Source organism: Hymenobacter antarcticus (assembly GCF_039539545.1).
Taxonomy (GTDB): domain Bacteria; phylum Bacteroidota; class Bacteroidia; order Cytophagales; family Hymenobacteraceae; genus Hymenobacter; species Hymenobacter antarcticus.
Genome location: NZ_BAABDI010000038.1, coordinates 1 through 20,397, shown reverse-complemented (window position 1 = coordinate 20,397; position 20,397 = coordinate 1). Strand labels below are relative to the sequence as shown.

The following is a 20,397-nucleotide window of genomic DNA, read 5'->3' as shown; positions in this document are numbered from 1 at the left end:
CAAAGCCGGCCCCGCGTTAGCGGAACCGGCTTTATCAAAATAGATTGTCCTAAAACTAGGGCAATCAGCAATTAAGCGCCAATCAGGCCACCAGCACGCGAGTTGTCGAGGACCTCGGCAACCTGCAGTATCTCATCGAACGACGCCTGTGCATCGGCCGACGTGTAGGTGGTGCCTAAGCCAGTGGTAATGGGCACATTCGATTGTACGGTGTTGTCTTCCCGTGGGCTAGGCTTGGTGGCGTCGTAAGGCGGAACCACAAGGCCAAACTGGGCAGGATTAGAGCCAGCAGTCACGCCGTTGGTGTACACGGGGTGAGCAGCCAGGTCATCGGCGGGGTTCACCCAGGCACGCTGACCACGCATAATGCGAATTTTGGCGGCGTGGCGGGCTTCCACCGAGTGGATTTGCAGGGCTACAGTCAGCAGGTCGGTGCCGAGCAATTCGCCAGCGCGGCCTTTGTAGGCACGAACGCCAGTGTCTTCCAGCAGCTGGGCAATGCCAAGCTGGGAAGTGGCGGCTGGGCCGGTTTTGAAGGTTGTCAAGGTAGCAAATACCGCTGACTTGAACGTAACCCCGGTTATGGGCGTAGCGCCCAAGCCCCGGATGGCCGTGCTCAACAAAACAGCGTGTGCGTCTTCGTGCTTCTTGATTTGGTCGATGGCACCTTTATCAGCCGCCGAAGCCGCCGTGTACTGGGCCGAAGCCTGCACCTTTTTGTAGAAGTCCTGCTCGAACAATTCCAGAGCCAAGGCATACTGAAGCACTTCGACCGCCGTAGCGGTGGTGCCAGCGTAGGCTTTCTGGAACAGTGCGCCTAAGAACAGGGGCGTGGCAGCCATTGCTGAACGCTTGGCGGCAGTACCCAAAGAGCTGAATACGGCGCGGCGCGAGTCGAAGCGGCCGAGAACGTCGGCATCCACCTCCGAAAGCTGGTCAATTATTTTGAAGAAATCCATAACAGAATTGATTACAAGTGAGGGAAGGAGGATTATTTGCCAACGTTGCTAGCGTCCAATTTCTCCGTGATGAAGGCTTGGGCGGCGGCAATTACCTCCGTCGGCATCATGGCTTTGTCCAGACCCGTAGGGCCCACCTGGTCGTCGCCGGCAAATGCTTTGCCCGTGGTGTCAAGCATGTCGCGCAGCAGGGCTGCGTGGCGGCCTTCTACCGAAACAATCTGACCAGCAATGACGAGGTAAGCAGGCGTTTTGATGAGCTTGCCCGCGCCGTTGTACGCAGCCACCCCGAGGTCTTCGAAAGTCTTAGCAGTACCCAGTACACTGGCACGCTTGGTAAAGTCGACGGTGGTGAAGATGGGGGTCAGGTTTTGCAACAGCTTGCCGGGGGCATCGCGGTTGATTGCGGCCTTCAAAAAGTCGCGGTGAATAGCTTCGTGAGCAGCTATTTCGGTGAGCATGGCCAATTCGCCGGCCTGGAAGTCCGTAGCTGGCGTCTTCACCGCTTGAGCGTAGAAAGCGGCTTCGAGCTGCTCCAACGCATAGGCGTAGTTTAGTACGCCGGGGTCGCCAGCACCGAGGCTGATGCCGTTGTTAGGAGTAACGTTGTTCTCGTCGTCGCTGCAACCAGCCAGCACGAGTGCAGTTGCACCAGCCGTAGCACCGGCATACATGAAGAAGGAGCGGCGCTTGATGGGCGTGTACAGCGGCTGGGCGAACGTGGTATCGTCGGAGCCGCGGGGCTGAATTTTATCAGACATGAGCGTGGTGTGGTTAGGTGATAAATTGAAAATAACTAGGGGGGCAGTCAAACTACAACCGGTGCCAGAGCCCGATTTACGTGGCAACTACCAACTCCGATAGGGTGATTCGTGGGCAGATACGGTACTTAGGGTGCAAAAGGATTCAGCAGTGCGGTATTTTTCGATTATTGAACCGTTGCGCACATCTAACTAAGGAATTGTAATTTTGTCGGAAAGGCGCACGAAAGCGTTGTAGCACTGTTTTGACTGGGGCTAACTATACAGGTGACCATGGGGAGATTTTGGCGGGCGATAGGGCTGTTGCTGGGGCTGCTGGCCCCAGTGGGTAGCCGGGCCCAGCCGGCCCCGCCACCAGGGCCTGGCACCACCGCCCCCGCCGACGTGGCGTTGGTGCCGGGGCCGGCTACTTTACCCGTAACGGGGGTGTTCACGCTGGGGTTTCGGCTGCGGGGCGGCACGCTGGGGCGGTACGCTGATTTTCCGGAGCTGGAAGGGTTTAAGAAAAGCGGCAAGACGAGCACCACTACCACGCGCATCGTGCAGGGCCGCCGCTTCGCCGACCTCACCATCACGCAGCGCTACGTGCCCTATGGCGAGGGCGAATTCGTCATTAAACCGTTTCAGCTGACTGTGAACGGGGTGGTACTGCGCAGCCGCGGGGCCACCGTGCGGGTGGGCCCCGCCGCGCCCGCCAACCCGGCGGCGCTCACCAAGCCGGCCAACCCGGCCGCCCCGCTGCAAGCGGTGGGTGACCTCGACAAGCTGTTTGGTAAGCCCAAGCCCGCGCTCTACCAGGACGTGCCCGACCACGCCTTTATGGCCGTGGTGGCCGACCGGCCCAGCGTATTTGTGGGCCAGGGGGTGCGGGTAGGCCTCTATTTTTACCTGCTGCCCACCGACCAGGAGCTGCTGGCCTTTCACGATTTTGATGACCAGCTGCCGCCGCTGCTGCACGAGCTGCACCAGCCCACGGCCTGGCAGGAGCCCGGCCCTGAGGCCAGCGTCACCCCCGATTCGGTGCGCTACCGGGGCCAGCGTTACCTGCGCTTCCGGCTGGCCGAAAACGTGTATTATCCCCTCACGGCCCAGCCCCTGCGCTTTCCGCCCCTGGCCCTGACCATGGTGAAGTTTAAGGTGCTGAAAAAGCCCGAGGCCGGCCAGGACAACCGGCTGGCGGGCTACAAAACATTTCTGTCGCCGGGCCTCACGGTGGCGGTGCGAGCCCTGCCCGAGGCGGCCCGCCGGGGTGCCGTGGCCGTGGGCAGCTACCGAACCATTGAGGCCATCAGCCGAACCAGATTTCGGGTGGGGGAGTCGTTCACCTATTCATTTGGCGTAGCGGGGCAGGGCAACCTGTCGGCGGTACTGGCTCCGCCCGTGGCCCCGTGGCCCGGCCTGGAAGTGTACGGTCCCGACGTGCGCGAGGAGCCGGTGCCGGGCGGCGGTCGGAAGCTGTTTCGCTACCGGCTGGTGGTCCGCCGGCCCGGCGTATTGCCCCTCGATAGCCTGCTGCAGCTCATCGTGTTCAACCCCGCTACGGCCCGCTACGACACGCTACGGCCCGGCCTGCGGCCGCAGGTGCGGGGCACGGTGGCCACAGCGGCCCCGCTGCCCAAGCCCGACGCCGACGCCTTTTATGGCCTCGCCCTGGCCCAGGCCGATACCACCATACAGTCGCTGGATGTGTACCGCGACGTGCGCCGCTACGCCGACTGGCTGTTGCTGGGGCTGGCGGCCGTGGCCGTGGTGGGCTGGTGGCGGGCCGGCCGGCAGTAGTTTTGTCAGTGATTAGTGGTTAAGCAGTCGTTCAAAAGTAAACGGGTTGTCAGTTGCTTGTTGTTAGTTGTCAGTCAGACGATTGCCATCCTGCTAACAACTGACAACTAATGACTAACAACTTAATGACTAGTGGTTGATTTTTGAGTTTGTGCGCTCAAGGCAGCACCTTTGATAGTACGCGACAATAGCAACTCGTTAACCACTAACCGTTAATCATTAACCACTGACTATTAATCGTTAACCACTAATTACCCATGTCTAATACCTTCGGTTCTCTCTTTCGCATCACCACATTTGGCGAGTCGCACGGGGCGGGCATCGGCGTAATTATTGACGGCTGCCCGGCGGGCGTGGCCGTGGACGCGGCCCACATTCAGGCCGCGCTGGACCGCCGCCGGCCCGGTCAAAGCGACCTGACCACGCCGCGCAAGGAGGCCGATACGGTGCATATTCAGTCGGGGCTGTTCGAGGGTATTACCACCGGCACGCCCATCAGCCTGTTTATTCCCAACGCCGACCAGCGCTCCGACGACTACTCGCACATTGCGAACGCCTACCGCGCCAGCCACGCCGACTACACCTACGACGTGAAGTACGGCCGCCGTGACTACCGCGGCGGCGGCCGCAGCTCGGCCCGCGAAACGGCCGCCCGCGTGGCCGCCGGGGCCGTGGCCGCGCGGCTGCTGGCCCATTTCGGCATCGATACCGTGGCCTACGTTTCGGCCGTGGGTGAGGTGGAAGTGCCCGTGGGCTACGAGGCGCTGGATTTGCGGCTCATCGACAGCAACCTGGTGCGCTGCCCGCACCCCGCAACCGCCGCGCTGATGGAAGCGCGCATCCGGGCCGCGCAGGCGGCGCACGATACGGTGGGCGGCGTCATCACCGGCGTGGCCCGCAACGTGCCGGCCGGCCTCGGCGAGCCCGTGTTCGATAAGCTGCCAGCCGTGCTGGGCCACGCGCTGCTCAGTATCAATGCCGTGAAAGGGTTTGAGTTCGGCTCCGGGTTTGCGGGCACAACGTTGCCGGGCTCGGTGCATAACGACGAATTTTATACCGACGAAACCGGGGCCGTGCGTACCCGCACCAACCACAGCGGCGGCAGCCAGGGCGGTATTTCCAACGGCCAGGATATTTATTTCCGGGTCGCGTTCAAGCCCGTGGCCACACTGCTCCAGCCCCAGCAGACCATCAACGACCAGGGCGAGGCCATTACGCTGGTGGGCCGCGGCCGCCACGACCCCTGCGTGCTGCCCCGCGCCGTGCCCATCGTGGAGGCCATGACCCAGCTCGTGCTGGCCGATTTGCTGCTGCGCGCCCGGGCCAACCGGGTTTAACTCAATCAATGTAGGTACATTTGCAACCTCCGCCACCTCGTCGCGGTTGTACCTTTGCATGGTCAGTCGCTTGTTGCCCGGTTGAATCCGGGAGGCAATGAGTTGTTTGTGAAACTGACCGTTAATCACTGACCATTAACTACTAGCCATATGTCCGCCGTTTCCATTTACGCCGAAGCCTCTCCCAACCCGGAGAGCATGAAATTTGTCCTCAACTCGAACCTGCTGGTCGATGGCGTGAGCGTGGATTATCCCAATCTCGAAGCCGCCGCCAACTCGCCGCTGGCGCAGGAGCTGTTCGGGTTCGACTACGTGGGCCGCGTCTTCATCGCCCAGAACTTCGTCACCGTCACCAAAAGCCAGCCCGAAATGGCCTGGACCCAGCTTATTCCCGAGCTGCGCCAGTTCCTGAAAAGCTACGTGGAGGCCGGGGGCCCCATTTTCCTGGTAGACCCCGCCGCTGAGCAGAAGGCCGCTCAGGCCGCCACCGCCGGCGACCCCACCCAGCAGGATGGCCAGATTGCCCAGAAAGTCATCGACCTGCTCGACAACTACGTGCGTCCCGCCGTGGAGCAGGATGGTGGCAACATCACCTTCAAAAGCTACCACGAAGGTGTCGTGACCGTGAACCTGCAGGGCTCCTGCTCCGGCTGTCCTTCGGCCACGGTTACTTTGAAATCCGGCATTGAGAATCTGCTGAAGCGCATGGTGCCCGAGGTGCAAAGCGTGGTTGCCGAAGGCATCACGGTTTAGGAGACGAGTTAAAAGTTGAGAGTTAAAAGTTAAAAAGGCCCGCCTGGTAATTTAGGTGGGCCTTTTTAACTTTTAACTCTTAACTTTTAACTCACTTCAGCTGCGACTTAATCGTGAAATTTCGGGCTACGGTGAAGCCGAAGTAGATGTCGCCGTTGAAGTAATTACCATCGGTCTGGGGCACGAAAAACTTCTCGGTCATGCCTTTAGCATTGGTGAAGTGCAGCTGGAAAACGTGGCCGCCGGTTTCAATGTCGAAGCCCAGGCCCAGGGCGTTGCGGTAGTTGCGGGCGGTGTTGCCGGGCAGCAGGTAGAAATAGTCGGCGGTGAAGGCGACGCGCCTGGTTAGCTTCTGGCGCAGGGCGGCCCCGATGGCGTACACATCGTTTTGCATGGCCGAAGTAGCCACGAAGTTGCGGTGAATGAGCGTGGGCATGAGCTGTACCGACAGGCCGGGGCTAAACTTGCGGGCAATCAGGGCCTGGTAGGCATAGTCGACCCGCGAAGCGGTGTTCCGCTCCACGGCGGGGTCGGTGAAGCGCAACGTGGTGATGGCCGCCGAGGCCAGCAGCGTAACCGAAACCGGCATGGGCCGCGCGCCCGTGGTTTGCTCTAAGGCTTTGTATTTCACGAAGCCATCGAACGTTTTGTCGATGTTCGTGCGCCCCACGCCCACCGCCAGCCGGCTGGTGAGGCCGTACTCGAAGCTAAGGCGCAGCACGGCTTGGTCGAGCCCGAAAAACTCGTACGCGCCGCTATTGAGCGTGCCGAAACGGTGCTGGATGAGGAAGGCCAGCGTGCCCTGGCCCGGCGTTTCGACGGACTGCGCGTTGATGATGTGCGTGCCCTTGAACGTAGCCGTCACTACCTCGCGCCTGGTGGAGTCGGCAGTCTGTTTTTCGAGGTCAGCCAGCAGGTCGGTTTGAGCGTGGGCGGGGGTAGCCAGGGCCAGTAGTCCGCTCAGCAGCAGGCCCGAATACAGATAAGAGGCGTAAGAATTGCGAGGCATAGCGTAGGGAAAAACGATGAAAAACTAGCGCGGCGAGCCGGCCACACTTGCCATCGGCGCGCAGGTAAGGTCTACCCGCACGGTGACGGTTTTGGCGACTTTGTCGCGCACGAGCAGCGGAATTTCGATGCCGTAGTCGGCCGAGGCGATGGTGAAGGCGGCGGTGGCTACCAACTGGCCGCCTTTCAGTTCCAGGCTGGCGGGCACCTGAATGCGCCGGGTCACGCCGTGCAGGGTGAGGTCGCCGGCGGCCTGCACGGCGTGGGGGCCGGGCGTGGCAAGCGTGGCCGCATCAAGCCCGACAAAACGGCCCGTAAACGTGGCTTTGGGGTACTTGTCCGATTCCAGGTAGTTCTCGTTGAAGTGCTCCTGCATCAGGGTGCGCTTAAAAATAAACCCCTTCACGGGCAGGGAAAACGCCAGCTGGCCGGTGCCCAAATCAAGCACGGCGGCCACCTGCTGGTTGTGCGCGTCGATGTCTTCGAGGGGCGTAGCCGAGAAAAACGACACCTTTCCCGTTTTGGTCAGGTACCGGGTTTGGGCGTGCGCCGCGCTCAGGCTCAGTAGCCACAGCACCGCCAGCAGTAGCGAAAAAGGCCATTTCATAAGGAATAGAATTAATTGTTAGGTGTTCCGGCAGCCAGCCAAACCCTGATGCGGACAATGTCACACTCCGCCATTTTGGCCCGGCCCTTGGGCATGGGGTCGTAGCCTGGGCTGTGCTCGATGGAGCCCAGCAGGCTGACGACTCCGTACCGTGTGATGCTCTGATAATCGCCGAGCATAACGCCTCCACCCAGGGTAAAGGCCACGTTGCTGGCGTGGCATTGCCGGCAGTTGGCATCAAAAATGGGCGAAATTACTTTGGAGTAGGTAACGGTTTGGCTGGTCGCATCGCAGGGCACCACAATGGGGGCCTGGTCGCCGTTGGCATAGGTGCAGCCGGCCGCACTGCCCAACAAGGCTGCAACTCCCAGCAGTAGTATTCGGCTCATTGTAGGAGATAGATGGGGCACAAACATCAGTCAGTAATAGAAATGAAATAAGAAGTCAGGTAGCCGTAGCACCGCCGGGGCTTCAGTGGCAGCAGTTCCCCGCGATTCGTCCGTAGCCACTGACGCCGAAGAGACATTTTTTGCCTGGCCAATCCTCTCCAGCGATGGCGGTTGAGTTGCGGATATGGGCCTCAGCCACCGGCGTCGTCACGGCCAATACGGATGGGTTCGTTAGCCGCGCTGCTGGCTTCTGCCGGTGGCGCGGGCGTAGCGGTAACTTCGGGTTGGCTTGCTGCCTGCTCACGGTGGGGACCTGCGAAAGCCATTTCGGTGGTTTTGGAATGGGGTGCGCCTGAGGGGGCCGCTAGGAGTTTGACAGCGTGGGGCTCCGAATAGTTTAGCTTAATTGATGAAGCAGGCACGGTCGTGGCAGCGGTATCGGCATAGGAAAGCGTCGTATCGTCGATTTCCTGGTGGTGTTGGTGGCGCTCGTTGGCGCGGTAATGGTCAATGGCCGTGTGAATCATGATTCGCTTCAGCCAGCCCCGGAAAGACCCCAGCACATCGGTCGGGTGGCGGGCCGCATCGAAGCGGCAGATGTCGCGGAATACTTTCAGAAAACCGTCGTTGGCTGCTTCCAGTGCCTGGTCGCGGTCGCGGGCGTAGCGCTGGCAAATTCCCATCGCGAAGCCGTGAAACTGGCCATACAGGCGGCGCTGGGCCACCCGCTCCTGCCGCTGGCAGGCCGCCAGCAGCTCCGGCAGGGTAAGTGGAGGACCAGAATTGGAGGGTAACACGTGCAACATCGGGCGGCGGTTGGTGGGCTTCTGACTACCACTCGGAAGGTAAGCGGAAAGCGTTGCCTAAGCTACGTAATTAGTTGATTTGGCGGTTTTTTAGCTCCCTGGCCGGAGTGTGAGGCGCACAAAAAAGGCCGCCCATCGGGCAGCCTTTTTGCAGTCTAGGATTCACAAATGCTTCGTGAAATCCGATTAACTCCGCGCTTACACGTTCGACGTGCTCAGCTTGGGCGCGTCGCCGGGCAGGCCGGTTACGTCCTCACCGGCGGCGAGGCGCTCACGCTCCTCTTTCTTGCCGTAAGTGTCGAGGATAATCGGGGTGGCGATGAATAGCGACGAGTACGTGCCGAAAATCACCCCGATAATCATGGCGAAGGAGAACGAACGCAGGGTCTCACCACCGAAGATGTAAAGCACCAGCACCACCAGGAACACCGTCGTGAACGTAATCATCGTCCGCGAGAAGGTCGAGTTCAGGGCTGGGTTCACCACCTGGGCGAAGGTCAGCTTGGGATTCTCGCGCAGGTACTCGCGGATACGGTCGTAGATAACTACCGTGTCGTTCATCGAGAAGCCGATAACCGTGAGCAGGGCGGCTACGAAAATCTGGTCCATTTCGTAGTTCAGGCCGAACAGACGGGCGATGGGGAAGGCCGCAATCACGAGCAGGGCATCGTGGAACAGGGCCACTACAGCAGCCATCGAGTACTGCCACTTCTCAAAACGGAACAACACGTACACGAAGATGCCAAGCAGCGTGAGGCCCAGCGAGAGCACCGACGTGCGCTTGATGTCGTCGGCAATCGTGGCACCCACTTTCGAGGTCGACTGGATGGTCGGTGCATCGGCGCTGTACTGCTGCAGGCCCTGGTTGAGGGCAGCGGCTACTTTGGCGTCGGCATCGGTGCTTTCATCCTCGGCCAGGTAGCCGGTGGTGATGCGCAGACGGTCGGGGGCGCCGTACTGCTTCACTTCGAGGCCGGAGCCCTGGAACACGGGGCGGAGCTTATCGGCTACGCTGGAAGCCTCCATGTTTTTGTTGAAGTCAACCACGTAGGCGCGGCCACCTTTGAAGTCAACACCCAAGTTCGGGCCGCCCTGGTAGGCCATTACGGCAAAGCCGAAGATGATGAACAAGGCCGAGAACGAGTAAGCCAGCTTGCGCTTGCCCACGATGTCGAAGTTCAGGTTTTTGAACAGGTTGCGCGAAATCGAGGTGCTGAAAGTCATCGGGTGGTTCTCGTTGCCCTTCACCAGCCATTCGATGATGATGCGCGACACGAATACCGCCGACAGGAACGAGGTGAGCACGCCGATACCGAGGGTGATGGCGAAGCTCTGCACAGGGCCCGTGCCGAAGAAGCCGAGAATTACGGCAATCAGCATGGTCGTTACGTTCGAGTCAAAAATGGCCGAAAATGCCCGCGAGTAGCCTTTGTTGATGGCATCGGTCAGGGTCAGGCCGTGGTCGAGTTCCTCCCGGATTCGCTCGAAAATCAGTACGTTGGCATCTACCGACGAGCCGATTACCAGAATCAGGCCGGCAATGCCGGGCAGCGTGAGGGCCGTGCCGAACTGCGCCAGCACGCCCAGAATCAGGAACATGTTGAAGAGCAGCGACACGTCGGCTACTACACCGGCGCGGCCGTAGTACAGGGCCATGAAAATCATGATAATCACCAGGCCGGCCAGCGACGAGTACAGGCCCTGGTTGATGGCTTCGCGGCCGAGCGACGGACCTACTACGGCCTCTTCCACGATGCGCGTGGGAGCGGGTAGCTTACCGGCTTTCAGTTGGTTGGCCAGGTCATCGGTGTCTTCCACCTGGAAGCTACCCGTGATGCTGGTGCCGCCACCCGAAATCTCGCCCTGCACCACCGGGGCCGAAACCACGTAGTCGTCGAGCACCATAGCAATCTGCTTGCCGACGTTGGCGGCCGTCATTTTCTGCCACTTGCGAGCGCCCGAGGGCGTCATGTTCATCAGCACTTCGGGCTGGCCGTTCGGGCCGAGGTCGGCGCGGGCATCGCTCACCACTTCGCCGCCCATGGGGGCCACGCCGTCGCGGGTTTTGCGCACCGGAATCAGCTCCAGGTACTCCTGCTTGTCAATCGTGGTCGGCTTCAGGCTCCAGGTGAGGGCCAGGGTGGGGGGCAAGGCGGCTTTAGCTTCGGCCGAGCGCAGAATCCGGTTCATGGCCGAGGTGTCGCGCAGGTTCACGCCCAGGCGGCCGGGCATGGTGAAGAGCTTGGCCAGCACCCCGCCCTTGGCGGAAGTAGCGGCCGAGTCAGCGGCTGTTTTGGCCGATTTTTTGGCCAATTGCGAAGCGAGCGACGACGAGTCGCCAGCGGCGGCCGTAGCCGTGGTATCGGCCATGTTCAGTGCCACGGCGGGGCTGGTGGTGGCAGCAGCGGCCTTGGCGGCCAGCTGCTGGTCGAGGGCTACCAGGTAGGGGCCTACTTCGTTCTGATTCCACACTTCCCAGAACTCCAGCTTGGCCTGGCCTTGCAGCAATTTGCGCACGCGGTCGGGGTTATCCACGCCGGGCAGCTCAATCTGGAGGCGGCCGGTGCCTTTCACGCGCTGGATGCTGGGCTGGTTCACGCCGAACTTATCGACGCGGGTACGCAGAATATTGAACGAGCGGTCGATGGCTTCTTCTACTTCCTTGTCAATCGCGCCAATCACCTTCTCGTTGCTCGAGTTGATGGTGATGTTGCGGCTCTTGTTCGTCGTATTAGCGAAAATGGTAGCCAACGGCTTGCCGGGCGCGTTCTGCTGGTAAGCCTGGGCAAACAGCGCCGTGAATGGCGTACCCGACCTGGTTTTCTGGGCCTCCTGGGCCTGCTCCAACGACTTGTTGAAGGCGGCGTCCTTGCTGTTGCCACTCATGGCCCGCACGATTTCCACCGGCGAAACTTCCAGCGTGACGTGCATGCCGCCTTTCAGGTCGAGGCCGAGGCCGAGCTCGCTCTGGCGCACCTCGCGGTACGTGAACGGGCCGAATACCGGCGCACGCCACACCGAGTCGAGGTAGTGCTGGCGGGCCGCTTCGTTGAGCTTGCCGTTTTGCGTGGCATAAGCCACGGCCTTGCTCTGCACCCCCCGCGAAATGTAGGTGAAGAACAAGAAGTACGCGCACAGCGCCGTCACAATGACGGTAAGTGCGATGATAAATCCTTTGTTACGCATTGGTAAGGAATTAAAAATTAAGAATTAAGAATTAAAAATTGGGTCAAACGGGTGCGAAGGAGCAAGAATCAAGAACCAGCCAAAGCCAATTCTTAATTCTTAATTCCTAATTCTTAATTAAAAACTAAGGGGCCTGCGGAGACAGCGCCACGGCCAGCAGCCGCGCCCGGAACACCTCGCCGGCCCGGATGCCCGCCCGCAGGCGCGGCACGGCCAGCGCCCGGCGCAGGGCCGGCAGCCACGCGGTGGCCGTAGTAGGAGTGGGCAGCCAGGCCTCGGCCAGCGGAGCCACCAGGTACTTCCCCGCCGTGGTGGCTTCAAGAAGGACCTTTTGTTTCACCACTGTGGCCTTGGCCACGCGGGTTTCGCCGGTGCCCACGGGCAGGCGCAACACACTCACGGCCCGCTGGTTCAGGCCCAGCACCAGCAGCACCGTGGCGGCGAGCCAGGCAAAGCGGAGCGAAAACCAAAAACGAGCAAACAACTGGGGCATGGCGGCAAACGGGGTCTGCAAAGATACCATTTTGCCGCGGATGGGCGCAAGAGATAGGTCGGCTGCCTGAAAAGTGGGGTCGCAGGCCTGTAAATCGCAGTCGCAAGCCTGAGAAGTGCAGTCGCAAGCCTATAAACCGCAGTCGAAGGGGTGTAAACCGGAGTCGATGACCTGTGCAGCGAAGTCGAAGACCCGAAAAGCGAAGTCGTAAGCCTTAGAAGCGAAGTCGAAGGCTTGTTCATCGAAGTCGAAAGTCTGTAAACCCGAGTCGCAAGGCATTGTAACGCGAAAAAGGCCACTAACTGTGCGTTAGTGGCCTTTTGTAGCAGTATGGCTAACGCGTCGTTATTCTGCTACTTGACTTCTAGCCGGATTATATCGCGGCCATCGGCGCTGTTGACGATGACTAGGTACAGGCCCGCTCGTAACGTGTGAAGCGGCAGCTTCACTTCGTGCGCGCCCGCTTCAAGAGTAGTCGAGGGCAGCGCGGACGTGCGGGTATACCCGGTCATGTCTTGGATGCTGATATCGAGCTTGCCGGCATCCCGCAGATGGAAATGCATGGTAGCTTCGCCGGTGGCGGGGTTGGGAGAAAGGGTCAGTTGGCTGAGGAACTTAGTCGTAGCAGCAGGTCTGGTTTTGGAGAGTTTGGTGATGCGATTGTTGGTGGAGTCGGGCGGCGTCCAATCCAGGGGTGTGGTTCGGAAATTACCCTGTACGGTGCAGGCCAAGGCGCACTGTGTGACCCAGGTGGGGTCGTCTTGATTGGGATTCACGTCCACCCCCAGGGTGCCGGGTACTGGAATTGGCACCCCAGAAAGGTCGCTGAGCTGCTGGTTTGAAGCGTCCTGCATGTCGTAGTAGGCTACTAGGCCCGTCTGCGGGGTTAGCTTTGACCGAAGGTTCTGCCGGATTTGGTCGCCGCTGCGCCAAGTGTTCCACACGCGGACTTCGCCGAGCAGGCCGCCAAAAAACTCGCTGTGGGAGCCGGTCAGCATATCGGCACCCAGGTTCAGGTTGCCATCGGAGTGCGCGTTGATGGGCGTGGTGGGCGAATAGGTGGTTTCCCGGCCGTCGATGTAGAACCGCACCCGGTTGGCGTTGTCGCGGGTGACAGCTACGTGGTGGCAGCCGTTGTCGTTGGGCAGCAGGTTGGCGGAGGAATAGTAGTTCCGGCCGTCGAGCTGGAGCAGCAATTGGCCGCCGTAAAGCGAAAACAGAATGCCATCGTAGCCGTTGGTGGCGAAGTGGCGGCTGGAGAAAATGGTTTGCGCGTTGGGTACGTTGAGGTTGTCGGCCCGCAGGAAGGCTTCGACCGCGAACTGCTGGGTGAGGCTGGTGTTGACCAGGGAGTTGGTGTTGGCGATGGCTACGGCATCGTTGCCATCAAACCGCAGCGCCTCGTTGCGGCTTCCTACGTTCACCACGCCGGGGTTGAGAATAGTGGTGGTGCCACCGCAACCCGCCACCTCGTTGGTGCAGTTGAGGGTAGTGGGCAGGCCCACGCCGGGCCGCACGCCCATCTGGGCACCCCCGTCCACATACAGCGTGCTGGTGGGCGACAAGCGCACAATGCCGCCGGCTTCGATGCAGATGTGGCCGCCCCAGCGAATCATCAGGCTGCCATCGGCCAGCAGGGTGCCGCCGTTGCGTACCAGCAGGGTGCCCTTCTCCCAAATGTTCAGGGTAGAGCCGGCCTCGATTTTCAGGGTAGCGCCCCGCTCCACCACGATGTAGGTGTCGTCGTAGAGGCTCACGCTGGTGGTTTGGTAGGGCGAAACCGACCCGATGAGCGCCTGGCAGCCGTCGCCGAGGGTGAGCCGGGCCTGGGCGCGCAACGCGATTTCGAGGTGGTTCGTCCGTTTGGTGTACGTGGTGAGGCCTCCGGTGCGATTCTGCCAGCGCGGCTGGGCCCCGCTGTGCAACCCCAACTCGGCCCCGTTGGTCACGCGCACCGGGTCGGTGAGGGTCACGCCGTTGGCATTCTTGGTTTCCTGGCTGATGTGGCGGCCGGAGCTGTCGTACTGGTCCTGTACGTAAGTAGTCACATTGAACGAGTCGTTGGGGCCGTCGAGCACGCCGGTGTCGGTGCCGCGGTAGGTGACCGTGAGCGGTGCCACCGTGGTGCCGGGCAGTACCCCCGCCGACGTGCCGATGGCATCCCCTGGAAACCGGGGCCTGAACTTGGGCGTGGTGAAGGTGACGGCCGGGTCAATCTCGTCCATGTTCAGCACCTTGAACGCGGCGGTGTTGATGGCTGGGATGGCAGCGTTGAAGTTGTAGTACCATACTTCCCGAATGCGCTGGTTGTCGGCCGCGTCGGTGCTGTTGTCCCCAAGCAGACTTGCGAAATACTGGGTGATTGAGGCGGGAATCGTATAAAATAACGGACTCAGGATGCGGTACAGGGGCATTTCATATTGTTCCTGGGCTACACCGGTCACAAGGTCAACATCTTCGTAGGTATTTGGCGTTCGTGGGTTGCCCACTGCGGCCAAATTGTTCGGACCGTCCCACAGGTCCAGCAGAATGGCCCCCATCGTTAGCTCGCTAACGAACGGGTGGGTTAGATTGGGATTCTCGGGAAAACCAGAGCTGCCAAAAATAATTTGTTGGTGGTAGTCCGAAGATGCCCAGCCGGCCCCTGACTCCTGGTCCAGTTCCTGACTAGTCATCTCGTCCATGATGAAGGCAAACCCATTGGCAAATCCTTCGGAAACCGTGGTGCCTTCGTGTGAATTGTTATACGCACCGCTGTGAGGCCCTCCGGGGCCCGGCAGGTTCGAGCCGCGCGACAAATCATGCATCAAAAAGTGGCCAAATTCGTGCATCAGCACGAACTCGTACGTCCGGGTATTGGAAGCCAGTCGAATGCCTCGGTCGCTTGTGCTGTAGTAGGCCCTGTTGGGGTTCGGGTCATTGATGAGCAAAACGACCAGAGAGTGGGCAAGCTGGGGGGCGCTGGTTCCATTCAGTGTATTCCAAACCTGGTCGCGGCAGGCCATTGCCCAGGTAAAGGGCTTGAGGCCCTGCGTTTCGGGGAGTTCAATGGCATTGTCGGTAGCGGTAGGCTGCCCGAAGGCGAGCGCCGGGTACACGGCGGGACTGGCGTTATATGCCAGCAGTTGGCGGGGGGTGTCGGTGATGAGTGGAAAATTCGAGATGGAGGCACTCCACACGTTGTTCTGGTTCCACTGGTCCTGCATTTTAATGCGCAGGTACACCTGCTCGGATTGCGGGGCACCGCTAAAGCTGAACGTGCTGAAGGAGAACCGCACCGTGCGGCTGCCATTCTCGGTCAGGTAGCCTTCGTTGTCGGTGTAAAAGGTTTTGACGTGCTGGTCGCTGCCGCCGCGCACGTCCCACCACACTTCCACCCGGCCCCGGCGCAACGGGAGTTGTACCCGCACACCCCTATCGGGCTGGTGGTACGTGAAAATCCGCTGGTTGCTAATCTGCCCTTTAAAGACATTAACTCCTAACAAGGAATTATTGGCACCACCGGGGGGCGGATTGTTGCCCGTGCCATCGTTGTACCCCTGAAAGTTGGGATAAAGCATCGGGACGGCATACGCCAGGCCTGGCACGAAGACCATATCGAACTCTTCGGCATCGGCCGCACGGTAGTCTACCGGAATGTCAGAGTTGGGAATATCCTCCCGATTAAGAGCCACGCGGGCGCTGCTGGGCAGGCCGTCGTCGGTGAGCCACTGGCGGCGCAGGTTCTCGTAGTCGGTCTGGTCCCATACCTCCACCGTGTTGTAGGGCGTGAAATAGAGGTAGCAGTCGCGCTGGTAGGTCCGGGCTGGGGTGCCCGATATGGCAGGCTGGGCCAGCAACACGCTCACCCGCACCGGGTAAAAGGGCCGCTCGTTGGCGTCGTAGCTAAGCGTGAAGTTGACGGTGTACCGGTTGTTCGCCGCAACGGGGCCTAATTGCTCTATTTCGGCGGCACCGAACTGAAAGTATTCCTTGTTGTCGCTGATGGATTGGTAGCCGACGGCTTCCAGGCTCTGCTGAGCATCAATCATCAGGGGCAACACGAGCGAGCCCGTAACTTTCGCGGTTTCGAAGGACTGAAACCGCAGCTGGTAGGGTGCCGGCCCGAAGGTTTCGGTACTGTCGGTGGTTTGGGCCCACGCAGGGGCCCAACTGGCCCACAAACAGAGGACGAGTAGAAAATTTCTCATGTGGAAAATGGGAAAAAGTGAAACAATAGTAAAAACGAAGCTAGCGGGCCAGGCGGTAGGCGATTAGTTCCCAAGTGCCTAGGTTAGTGTAGGCGACGCGGGTGCAGCCCACGCCGCGCGTGAGGTGATAGTCCCGAGCGAAGCTGCCCCGGCTCGAATCCAGCACCACAGGAAAGCGCAGGTGCACCGAGCGGGGGAAACGGCCGGCGGGCACGGTCACCGGGATGGTGTCGAGCAGGGTGGGTCCCGTGTTGGCGATGGGCTGGCCCATCGGACGCTGGGGATAGGACCACAGAAAACCCAGCGGGATAAGGTTGCCCGCCTCACTGCTTTGGCGGACGAACCATTGGCCGTTTTCTTCCTGGCTCTCGAAGGATTCGAGGCCGCGGAAGTCGTTGAACGAGCTCCGGCCGCGGAAGACGCGGCGGTTGGAGTGCCAGGCGTTGAGGGTGTAGAGCTCGGTGCAGGTGGGCAGGCCGTAGGCGGTTTGGCCCGGCTGGAACACGCGCAGCTCGGTGCCGATGACGGTGACCGTGTCGACCTCGACCGGATTCGAGCCGCGCTTGTGGTAGACCCAGTAGGAGCCTTTGGGGAAGTACCAGTAGGCCAGAAAAGTGGCCGGGGCACGCTGCACCTGGGCGCATTCGGCGGGCTGGTTATCGCTCTTGTTGCAGCTTGCTGCCAACAGCAGGGCCGCGGTCAAACTCAGTAGGAGGGTTTTCATGGGCATGGGAGAAAAAGGGGCAGTAAAACAGGAAAAGGGTTATCGGGGGGCGATGTAGTAGGTGCGCAGCTCCCAGGTGCCGAGGGTGGCGTACACCCGGCGGGTAGTGCCGACGCCCTGCGTGAGGTGGTAGGAGCGCACGGAGGGGCCTTGCGTGGAGTCGTTCACCGCGTTCACCCGCAGGTGCGCCGAGCGGGGGAAGGTGCCGGCCGGGACGGTAACGGGGATGGTGTCGAGCAAGGTGGGGCCCGTGTTGGCGATGGGCTGGCCCACCGACCGCTGCGGATAGGACCAGGAGAAGCCCAAACGATACATATAATTGGCGCCTTGGGAGACGAACCACTGGCCGTTTTCCTCCTGGGTTTCGAACGACTCGGAGCCGCGGTAGCCATCGTTGACACTAGTACTTCTGAAGTAGCGGCGGTTGGAGTGCCAGAGGGCGCAGTCGTAGAGCTCGGTGCAGGTGGGCAGCCCGTAGGTAGTGGCCCCGGGGCGGAACACGCGCACCTCGGTGTAGATGACGGTGACCGTGTCGACCTCGACCGGATTTGAGCCGCGCTTCTGGTAGACCCAGTACGAGCCTTTGGGGAAGTACCAGTAGGCCAGAAAAGTGGCCGGGGCCTGGCTGACCTGGGCGCATTCGGCGGGCTGGTTATCGCTCTTGTTGCAGCTTGCTGCCAACAGCAGGCAGGCCCCGACAGAAAAGAGTAGTGTTTTCATAAAGAAATAGAAATACTAGTGACGGCAAGCCAATCGGGACGCATGAGTCGCCCGAATGGCTTACTCCTGTTATCAGCCGCAAAGCCTGAATAAAGAGCCCAGAAAAAGGAAAACGTTACGGGTCGGAAACCGACCAGCAGCGTGCAAACCGATGCACGAACGTCGAGGGGCTTGCCAGTTGCAAGCAGCCAGGAGTTCGGTAGAGAAACTCAAGACGAAAATGGGACCGTGGAATTATCCCTAGCCAGTAGCTGAACGGTGGAAGCGTGCAGCTAATCAGCGAACTAAATGTAAAATGTTATTTCTAGGATTCAATATTAATTTTTGTTCCTGTTGCCAATTATTTTTGGCATTTCCCTCAATGTCCCTAAAATGCACTAACCTTGAGGGCCGGCTGCCATTCTACCGGTTACACCTTCCAACCCTTCTGCTTTATGGATGCCCACGAGGACAAACAATACGCCATGACCACCGTGCTGGTCCAGTTCATCGCCGACAACACCGCCGCCATCGGGGCCAGCGAAATGGCCGCCACCGAAGCCGCCGACATTGCCCCCGCCTACCAGCTGCTCACGGCCGCCGTGGGCGCGGCCCCGCTCAGCACCACCGCCACCACCCAGCAGGCCGGCACCGCCCGCACCGAGCTGCTGGCCACCCTGCCCGCCCTGTTGGGCCCGTTGCGCGCCATCGCCACCAAAACCCGCGACACGGCCCTCCTCTCCCGGGCCACGCTGGGCAGCGCCCAGCTGCGCAAAATGAAGCCCGAGGAGCTGCGCGATGTGGCTGCCGCCCTCTTCGCCGATGCCGACGGCCACGCCAAAGCCCTGGCCCCCTACGCCCTCACCAAGCCCGTGCTCGACCAGCTGCGCGCCCGGCAAACGGCCTTTGCCGCCACCGTGCGCACCACCAGCGTCCTCATCGACCAGCGCAGCCAGGGCAACCAGTCCACCTCCGACCTGCTCCGCGCCCTCATGCAGCAGGTCTATGAGCTCGACAAGCCCATGGAAGTGTTTCGCGTCCTCAATCCCACCCTGCACAGCGCCTACAAGCGCGCCCGCCGCGTGGGCAGCACCGGCGGCAAGGGCGGCAGCGACCTGGCCAAAAGCCCGAAAGCGGTTTAAGCAGCAGATACAAGCTGCCTGAGTACCCCGAATTTCCAATTCGGCCGTGCGAACGACTTGCTTATGCTTCGTTCACGCGGCCGAATTGGAAATTCGGGGTACTCGGGCTATCGGCCCATGATGGCGGGGCCGTTCCGTTCGCTATTTCAACGCCTCAAACGCATACTGCGCATCGGTCCAGAACGCGTCCAGGGCGATGAGCCGGGGCTTGAAGAACGAAATCAGGGCTGGCCAGTCGTCGCGGCTGAACAGGTTGGCCGGGGCCAGCTCGGTGTAAATCCGGCTGAGCGGCAGGCCGTTGGCATCGGTGGCTTCGGCCTCCCAGGTCCAGGTTTCGCCCAGGGTTTCGTGCAGCAGCGGGCGCAGCTCCCCAAACTGCTCCCAGAACAGCTCCCGAATGCCCGCGTCCGGGTGCAGCAGCTCGATGCCGATGCTGGCCCGGCGGTTGTCGGCCTGCATGCGGAAATACACGTGCTTGAGGCCGGTTTTATAGTTTATCCAGTTGGTGGTGTCGCCCTCGGCCGAGGGCACGGGGGCCATATACTGCCCCAGCGCCGTCCAGAATGCCTGGCGGAGCTGGGTAACTTCTGCTTTGCTGTACATTGGGGGAGTTAAGAGTTAAAAGTTAGGAGTTAGGAGTTAAGAGTTGTCAGGAAGTGTGTTTAGGACAACTTTTAACTCTCAACTTCTAACTCTTAACTCACAAAGGTGTGGCCCACCAGCCGGCCTCGTTGCTCTGAACGGCCACGACGCCCGCGCTCTGGTAATATTCTTCCACGCACTCCCGGAAGCCGGGGTTATTGGTGCTGGCGAAGCACACGGCGTGGTCGGCCACGGGCAGCGGGCCGGTATGTACCGTGAAAACGCTGCCCCGCGCTGCTTTGGTAATGATGAGGTAGGTGGTGTTGCTGAGCTTGGGCAGCGTCGCGTCAAACATCTGGTCGTAGCCTTTGTCCGGCGTTACCTCGCCGCGCAGGGCGGCATTGCCCGGCGGGTGTTGCAGCACGCCGGTCTGGCTGTTTTTGTCACAGCTCACGAGCCCCGCAAAGGCAGCAAATGCCATCAGGCGCAAAAAGGGAGTAGTAAAGTGCTTCATACCATACAAGGAAAAAAAGAGTATTGCCTCAACAAAAGAGTATTGCCTCAGCAGTAGATGCCGCAACGAGGTTACGGCGTTTCAGCTGCCCGGTTTTGATTGACAGATGCAATATAATCTATTTTTACTTATATTTTAGGTAGCAGCGAAAAAAGGTCAACAAAAAGCCTCATCGAGTGAGGCTTTTTTGGGTGTAACGCACTGCACTTGCGGCCGGTCGGCAAAGGCTACAGGCCTTTCGGGACTTTGCTTTGCAGGAAGCCGACCAGCACTTCCAGCCCCTTTTCGAAGTGGCGGTTGTTGGGAATTACGATGTCGGCGTAGTGCTTGTAGGGGGCAATTACTCTACCCCATGATTTTTCAATCAGTTGTCAAACAGCTATTTGTGAGTAAACAGTGCCTTCTGCCGCTTGTTTGAAGGGATTATAGGCTAAAACGGGGCGGGTCGACCTTTGTGGTTCCAACACC

General features: G+C 60.3%; 17 protein-coding genes. 4 read left to right on the top strand and 13 right to left on the bottom strand.

The features are described from left to right. Nucleotides 1-71: 71 nt before the first annotated feature. Together ABD819_RS19270 and ABD819_RS19265 are read right to left on the bottom strand one after the other, a co-directional pair. Entirely contained in the window at nt 72-959 is an 888-nt protein-coding gene (locus ABD819_RS19270; RefSeq protein WP_345127057.1) for a ferritin-like domain-containing protein, read from the bottom strand. A 32-nt stretch (nt 960-991) separates the two neighbouring features. Next, a complete protein-coding gene (locus ABD819_RS19265; RefSeq protein ID WP_345127056.1) occupies nt 992-1,720 on the bottom strand; it encodes a ferritin-like domain-containing protein in 729 nt (242 codons plus the stop codon). Between the two features lie 273 nt (nt 1,721-1,993). On the opposite strand from ABD819_RS19265, the gene ABD819_RS19260 reads away from it, so the two are divergent. The 3 genes from ABD819_RS19260 (at nt 1,994) to ABD819_RS19250 (ending at nt 5,589) form a co-directional block, all read left to right on the top strand. After that, complete coding sequence (locus ABD819_RS19260; RefSeq protein ID WP_345127055.1) at nt 1,994-3,499, top strand: BatD family protein; 1,506 nt, start codon at nt 1,994-1,996, stop codon at nt 3,497-3,499. 257 nt (nt 3,500-3,756) lie between these two features. Next, a complete protein-coding gene (gene aroC, locus ABD819_RS19255) occupies nt 3,757-4,836 on the top strand; it encodes a chorismate synthase (protein ID WP_345127053.1) in 1,080 nt (359 codons plus the stop codon). Nucleotides 4,837-4,986: 150 nt separating this feature from the next. Further along, a complete protein-coding gene (locus ABD819_RS19250) occupies nt 4,987-5,589 on the top strand; it encodes a NifU family protein (protein WP_345127051.1) in 603 nt (200 codons plus the stop codon). A 91-nt stretch (nt 5,590-5,680) separates the two neighbouring features. Here the strand turns inward: ABD819_RS19250 and ABD819_RS19245 are convergent, their stop codons facing one another. The 9 genes from ABD819_RS19245 to ABD819_RS19205 form a co-directional block, all read right to left on the bottom strand. After that, nucleotides 5,681-6,598: a DUF5777 family beta-barrel protein gene (locus tag ABD819_RS19245; RefSeq protein ID WP_345127049.1), complete on the bottom strand. Its 918-nt coding sequence runs from the start codon at nt 6,596-6,598 to the stop codon at nt 5,681-5,683. A gap of 24 nt (nt 6,599-6,622) precedes the next feature. Further along, nucleotides 6,623-7,204, bottom strand: coding sequence for a YceI family protein (locus ABD819_RS19240; RefSeq protein ID WP_345127048.1), 582 nt, complete (start codon nt 7,202-7,204; stop codon nt 6,623-6,625). An 11-nt stretch (nt 7,205-7,215) separates the two neighbouring features. Next, nucleotides 7,216-7,593: a hypothetical protein gene (locus ABD819_RS19235; protein ID WP_345127047.1), complete on the bottom strand. Its 378-nt coding sequence runs from the start codon at nt 7,591-7,593 to the stop codon at nt 7,216-7,218. 191 nt (nt 7,594-7,784) lie between these two features. After that, entirely contained in the window at nt 7,785-8,399 is a 615-nt protein-coding gene (locus tag ABD819_RS19230) for an RNA polymerase sigma factor (protein WP_345127045.1), read from the bottom strand. Between the two features lie 198 nt (nt 8,400-8,597). Next, nucleotides 8,598-11,585, bottom strand: a complete 2,988-nt coding sequence (gene secDF / locus ABD819_RS19225; protein WP_345127043.1) for a protein translocase subunit SecDF — start codon at nt 11,583-11,585, stop codon at nt 8,598-8,600. Nucleotides 11,586-11,709: 124 nt separating this feature from the next. Next, the gene (locus ABD819_RS19220; protein WP_345127041.1) at nt 11,710-12,078 is read right to left on the bottom strand and encodes a hypothetical protein; all 369 of its coding nucleotides are present in this window, start codon (nt 12,076-12,078) and stop codon (nt 11,710-11,712) included. A 353-nt stretch (nt 12,079-12,431) separates the two neighbouring features. Continuing rightward, complete coding sequence (locus ABD819_RS19215; protein WP_345127039.1) at nt 12,432-16,268, bottom strand: LamG-like jellyroll fold domain-containing protein; 3,837 nt, start codon at nt 16,266-16,268, stop codon at nt 12,432-12,434. A gap of 40 nt (nt 16,269-16,308) precedes the next feature. Continuing rightward, complete coding sequence (locus ABD819_RS19210; protein ID WP_345127037.1) at nt 16,309-16,992, bottom strand: hypothetical protein; 684 nt, start codon at nt 16,990-16,992, stop codon at nt 16,309-16,311. A gap of 39 nt (nt 16,993-17,031) precedes the next feature. Continuing rightward, nucleotides 17,032-17,712 (bottom strand): hypothetical protein, encoded by a 681-nt coding sequence (locus tag ABD819_RS19205; protein ID WP_345127035.1) that lies wholly within the window; start codon nt 17,710-17,712, stop codon nt 17,032-17,034. Between the two features lie 434 nt (nt 17,713-18,146). Here ABD819_RS19205 and ABD819_RS19200 point away from each other — a divergent pair, with 434 nt between their 5' ends. Further along, nucleotides 18,147-18,833 (top strand): hypothetical protein, encoded by a 687-nt coding sequence (locus tag ABD819_RS19200; protein ID WP_345127033.1) that lies wholly within the window; start codon nt 18,147-18,149, stop codon nt 18,831-18,833. Nucleotides 18,834-18,974: 141 nt separating this feature from the next. On the opposite strand, the gene ABD819_RS19195 is transcribed toward ABD819_RS19200, so the two are convergent. Continuing rightward, the gene (locus ABD819_RS19195) at nt 18,975-19,436 is read right to left on the bottom strand and encodes a DUF4268 domain-containing protein (RefSeq protein WP_345127031.1); all 462 of its coding nucleotides are present in this window, start codon (nt 19,434-19,436) and stop codon (nt 18,975-18,977) included. Nucleotides 19,437-19,533: 97 nt separating this feature from the next. Continuing rightward, entirely contained in the window at nt 19,534-19,929 is a 396-nt protein-coding gene (locus ABD819_RS19190) for a hypothetical protein (protein ID WP_345127029.1), read from the bottom strand. Nucleotides 19,930-20,397: the final 468 nt, after the last annotated feature.

What these genes read in the sequence shown, in the direction of transcription:
- ABD819_RS19240 (WP_345127048.1), bottom strand. Translation starts at nt 7,204, where the DNA reads ATGAAATGGCCTTTTTCGCTACTGCTGGCGGTGCTGTGGCTACTGAGC.
- ABD819_RS19235 (WP_345127047.1), bottom strand. Translation starts at nt 7,593, where the DNA reads ATGAGCCGAATACTACTGCTGGGAGTTGCAGCCTTGTTGGGCAGTGCG.
- ABD819_RS19200 (WP_345127033.1), top strand. Translation starts at nt 18,147, where the DNA reads ATGGATGCCCACGAGGACAAACAATACGCCATGACCACCGTGCTGGTC.
- ABD819_RS19260 (WP_345127055.1), top strand. Translation starts at nt 1,994, where the DNA reads ATGGGGAGATTTTGGCGGGCGATAGGGCTGTTGCTGGGGCTGCTGGCC.
- ABD819_RS19210 (WP_345127037.1), bottom strand. Translation starts at nt 16,992, where the DNA reads ATGAAAACCCTCCTACTGAGTTTGACCGCGGCCCTGCTGTTGGCAGCA.
- ABD819_RS19265 (WP_345127056.1), bottom strand. Translation starts at nt 1,720, where the DNA reads ATGTCTGATAAAATTCAGCCCCGCGGCTCCGACGATACCACGTTCGCC.
- ABD819_RS19205 (WP_345127035.1), bottom strand. Translation starts at nt 17,712, where the DNA reads ATGAAAACACTACTCTTTTCTGTCGGGGCCTGCCTGCTGTTGGCAGCA.
- ABD819_RS19245 (WP_345127049.1), bottom strand. Translation starts at nt 6,598, where the DNA reads ATGCCTCGCAATTCTTACGCCTCTTATCTGTATTCGGGCCTGCTGCTG.
- ABD819_RS19215 (WP_345127039.1), bottom strand. Translation starts at nt 16,268, where the DNA reads ATGAGAAATTTTCTACTCGTCCTCTGTTTGTGGGCCAGTTGGGCCCCT.
- ABD819_RS19250 (WP_345127051.1), top strand. Translation starts at nt 4,987, where the DNA reads ATGTCCGCCGTTTCCATTTACGCCGAAGCCTCTCCCAACCCGGAGAGC.
- ABD819_RS19220 (WP_345127041.1), bottom strand. Translation starts at nt 12,078, where the DNA reads ATGCCCCAGTTGTTTGCTCGTTTTTGGTTTTCGCTCCGCTTTGCCTGG.
- aroC (WP_345127053.1), top strand. Translation starts at nt 3,757, where the DNA reads ATGTCTAATACCTTCGGTTCTCTCTTTCGCATCACCACATTTGGCGAG.
- secDF (WP_345127043.1), bottom strand. Translation starts at nt 11,585, where the DNA reads ATGCGTAACAAAGGATTTATCATCGCACTTACCGTCATTGTGACGGCG.
- ABD819_RS19195 (WP_345127031.1), bottom strand. Translation starts at nt 19,436, where the DNA reads ATGTACAGCAAAGCAGAAGTTACCCAGCTCCGCCAGGCATTCTGGACG.
- ABD819_RS19190 (WP_345127029.1), bottom strand. Translation starts at nt 19,929, where the DNA reads ATGAAGCACTTTACTACTCCCTTTTTGCGCCTGATGGCATTTGCTGCC.
- ABD819_RS19230 (WP_345127045.1), bottom strand. Translation starts at nt 8,399, where the DNA reads ATGTTGCACGTGTTACCCTCCAATTCTGGTCCTCCACTTACCCTGCCG.
- ABD819_RS19270 (WP_345127057.1), bottom strand. Translation starts at nt 959, where the DNA reads ATGGATTTCTTCAAAATAATTGACCAGCTTTCGGAGGTGGATGCCGAC.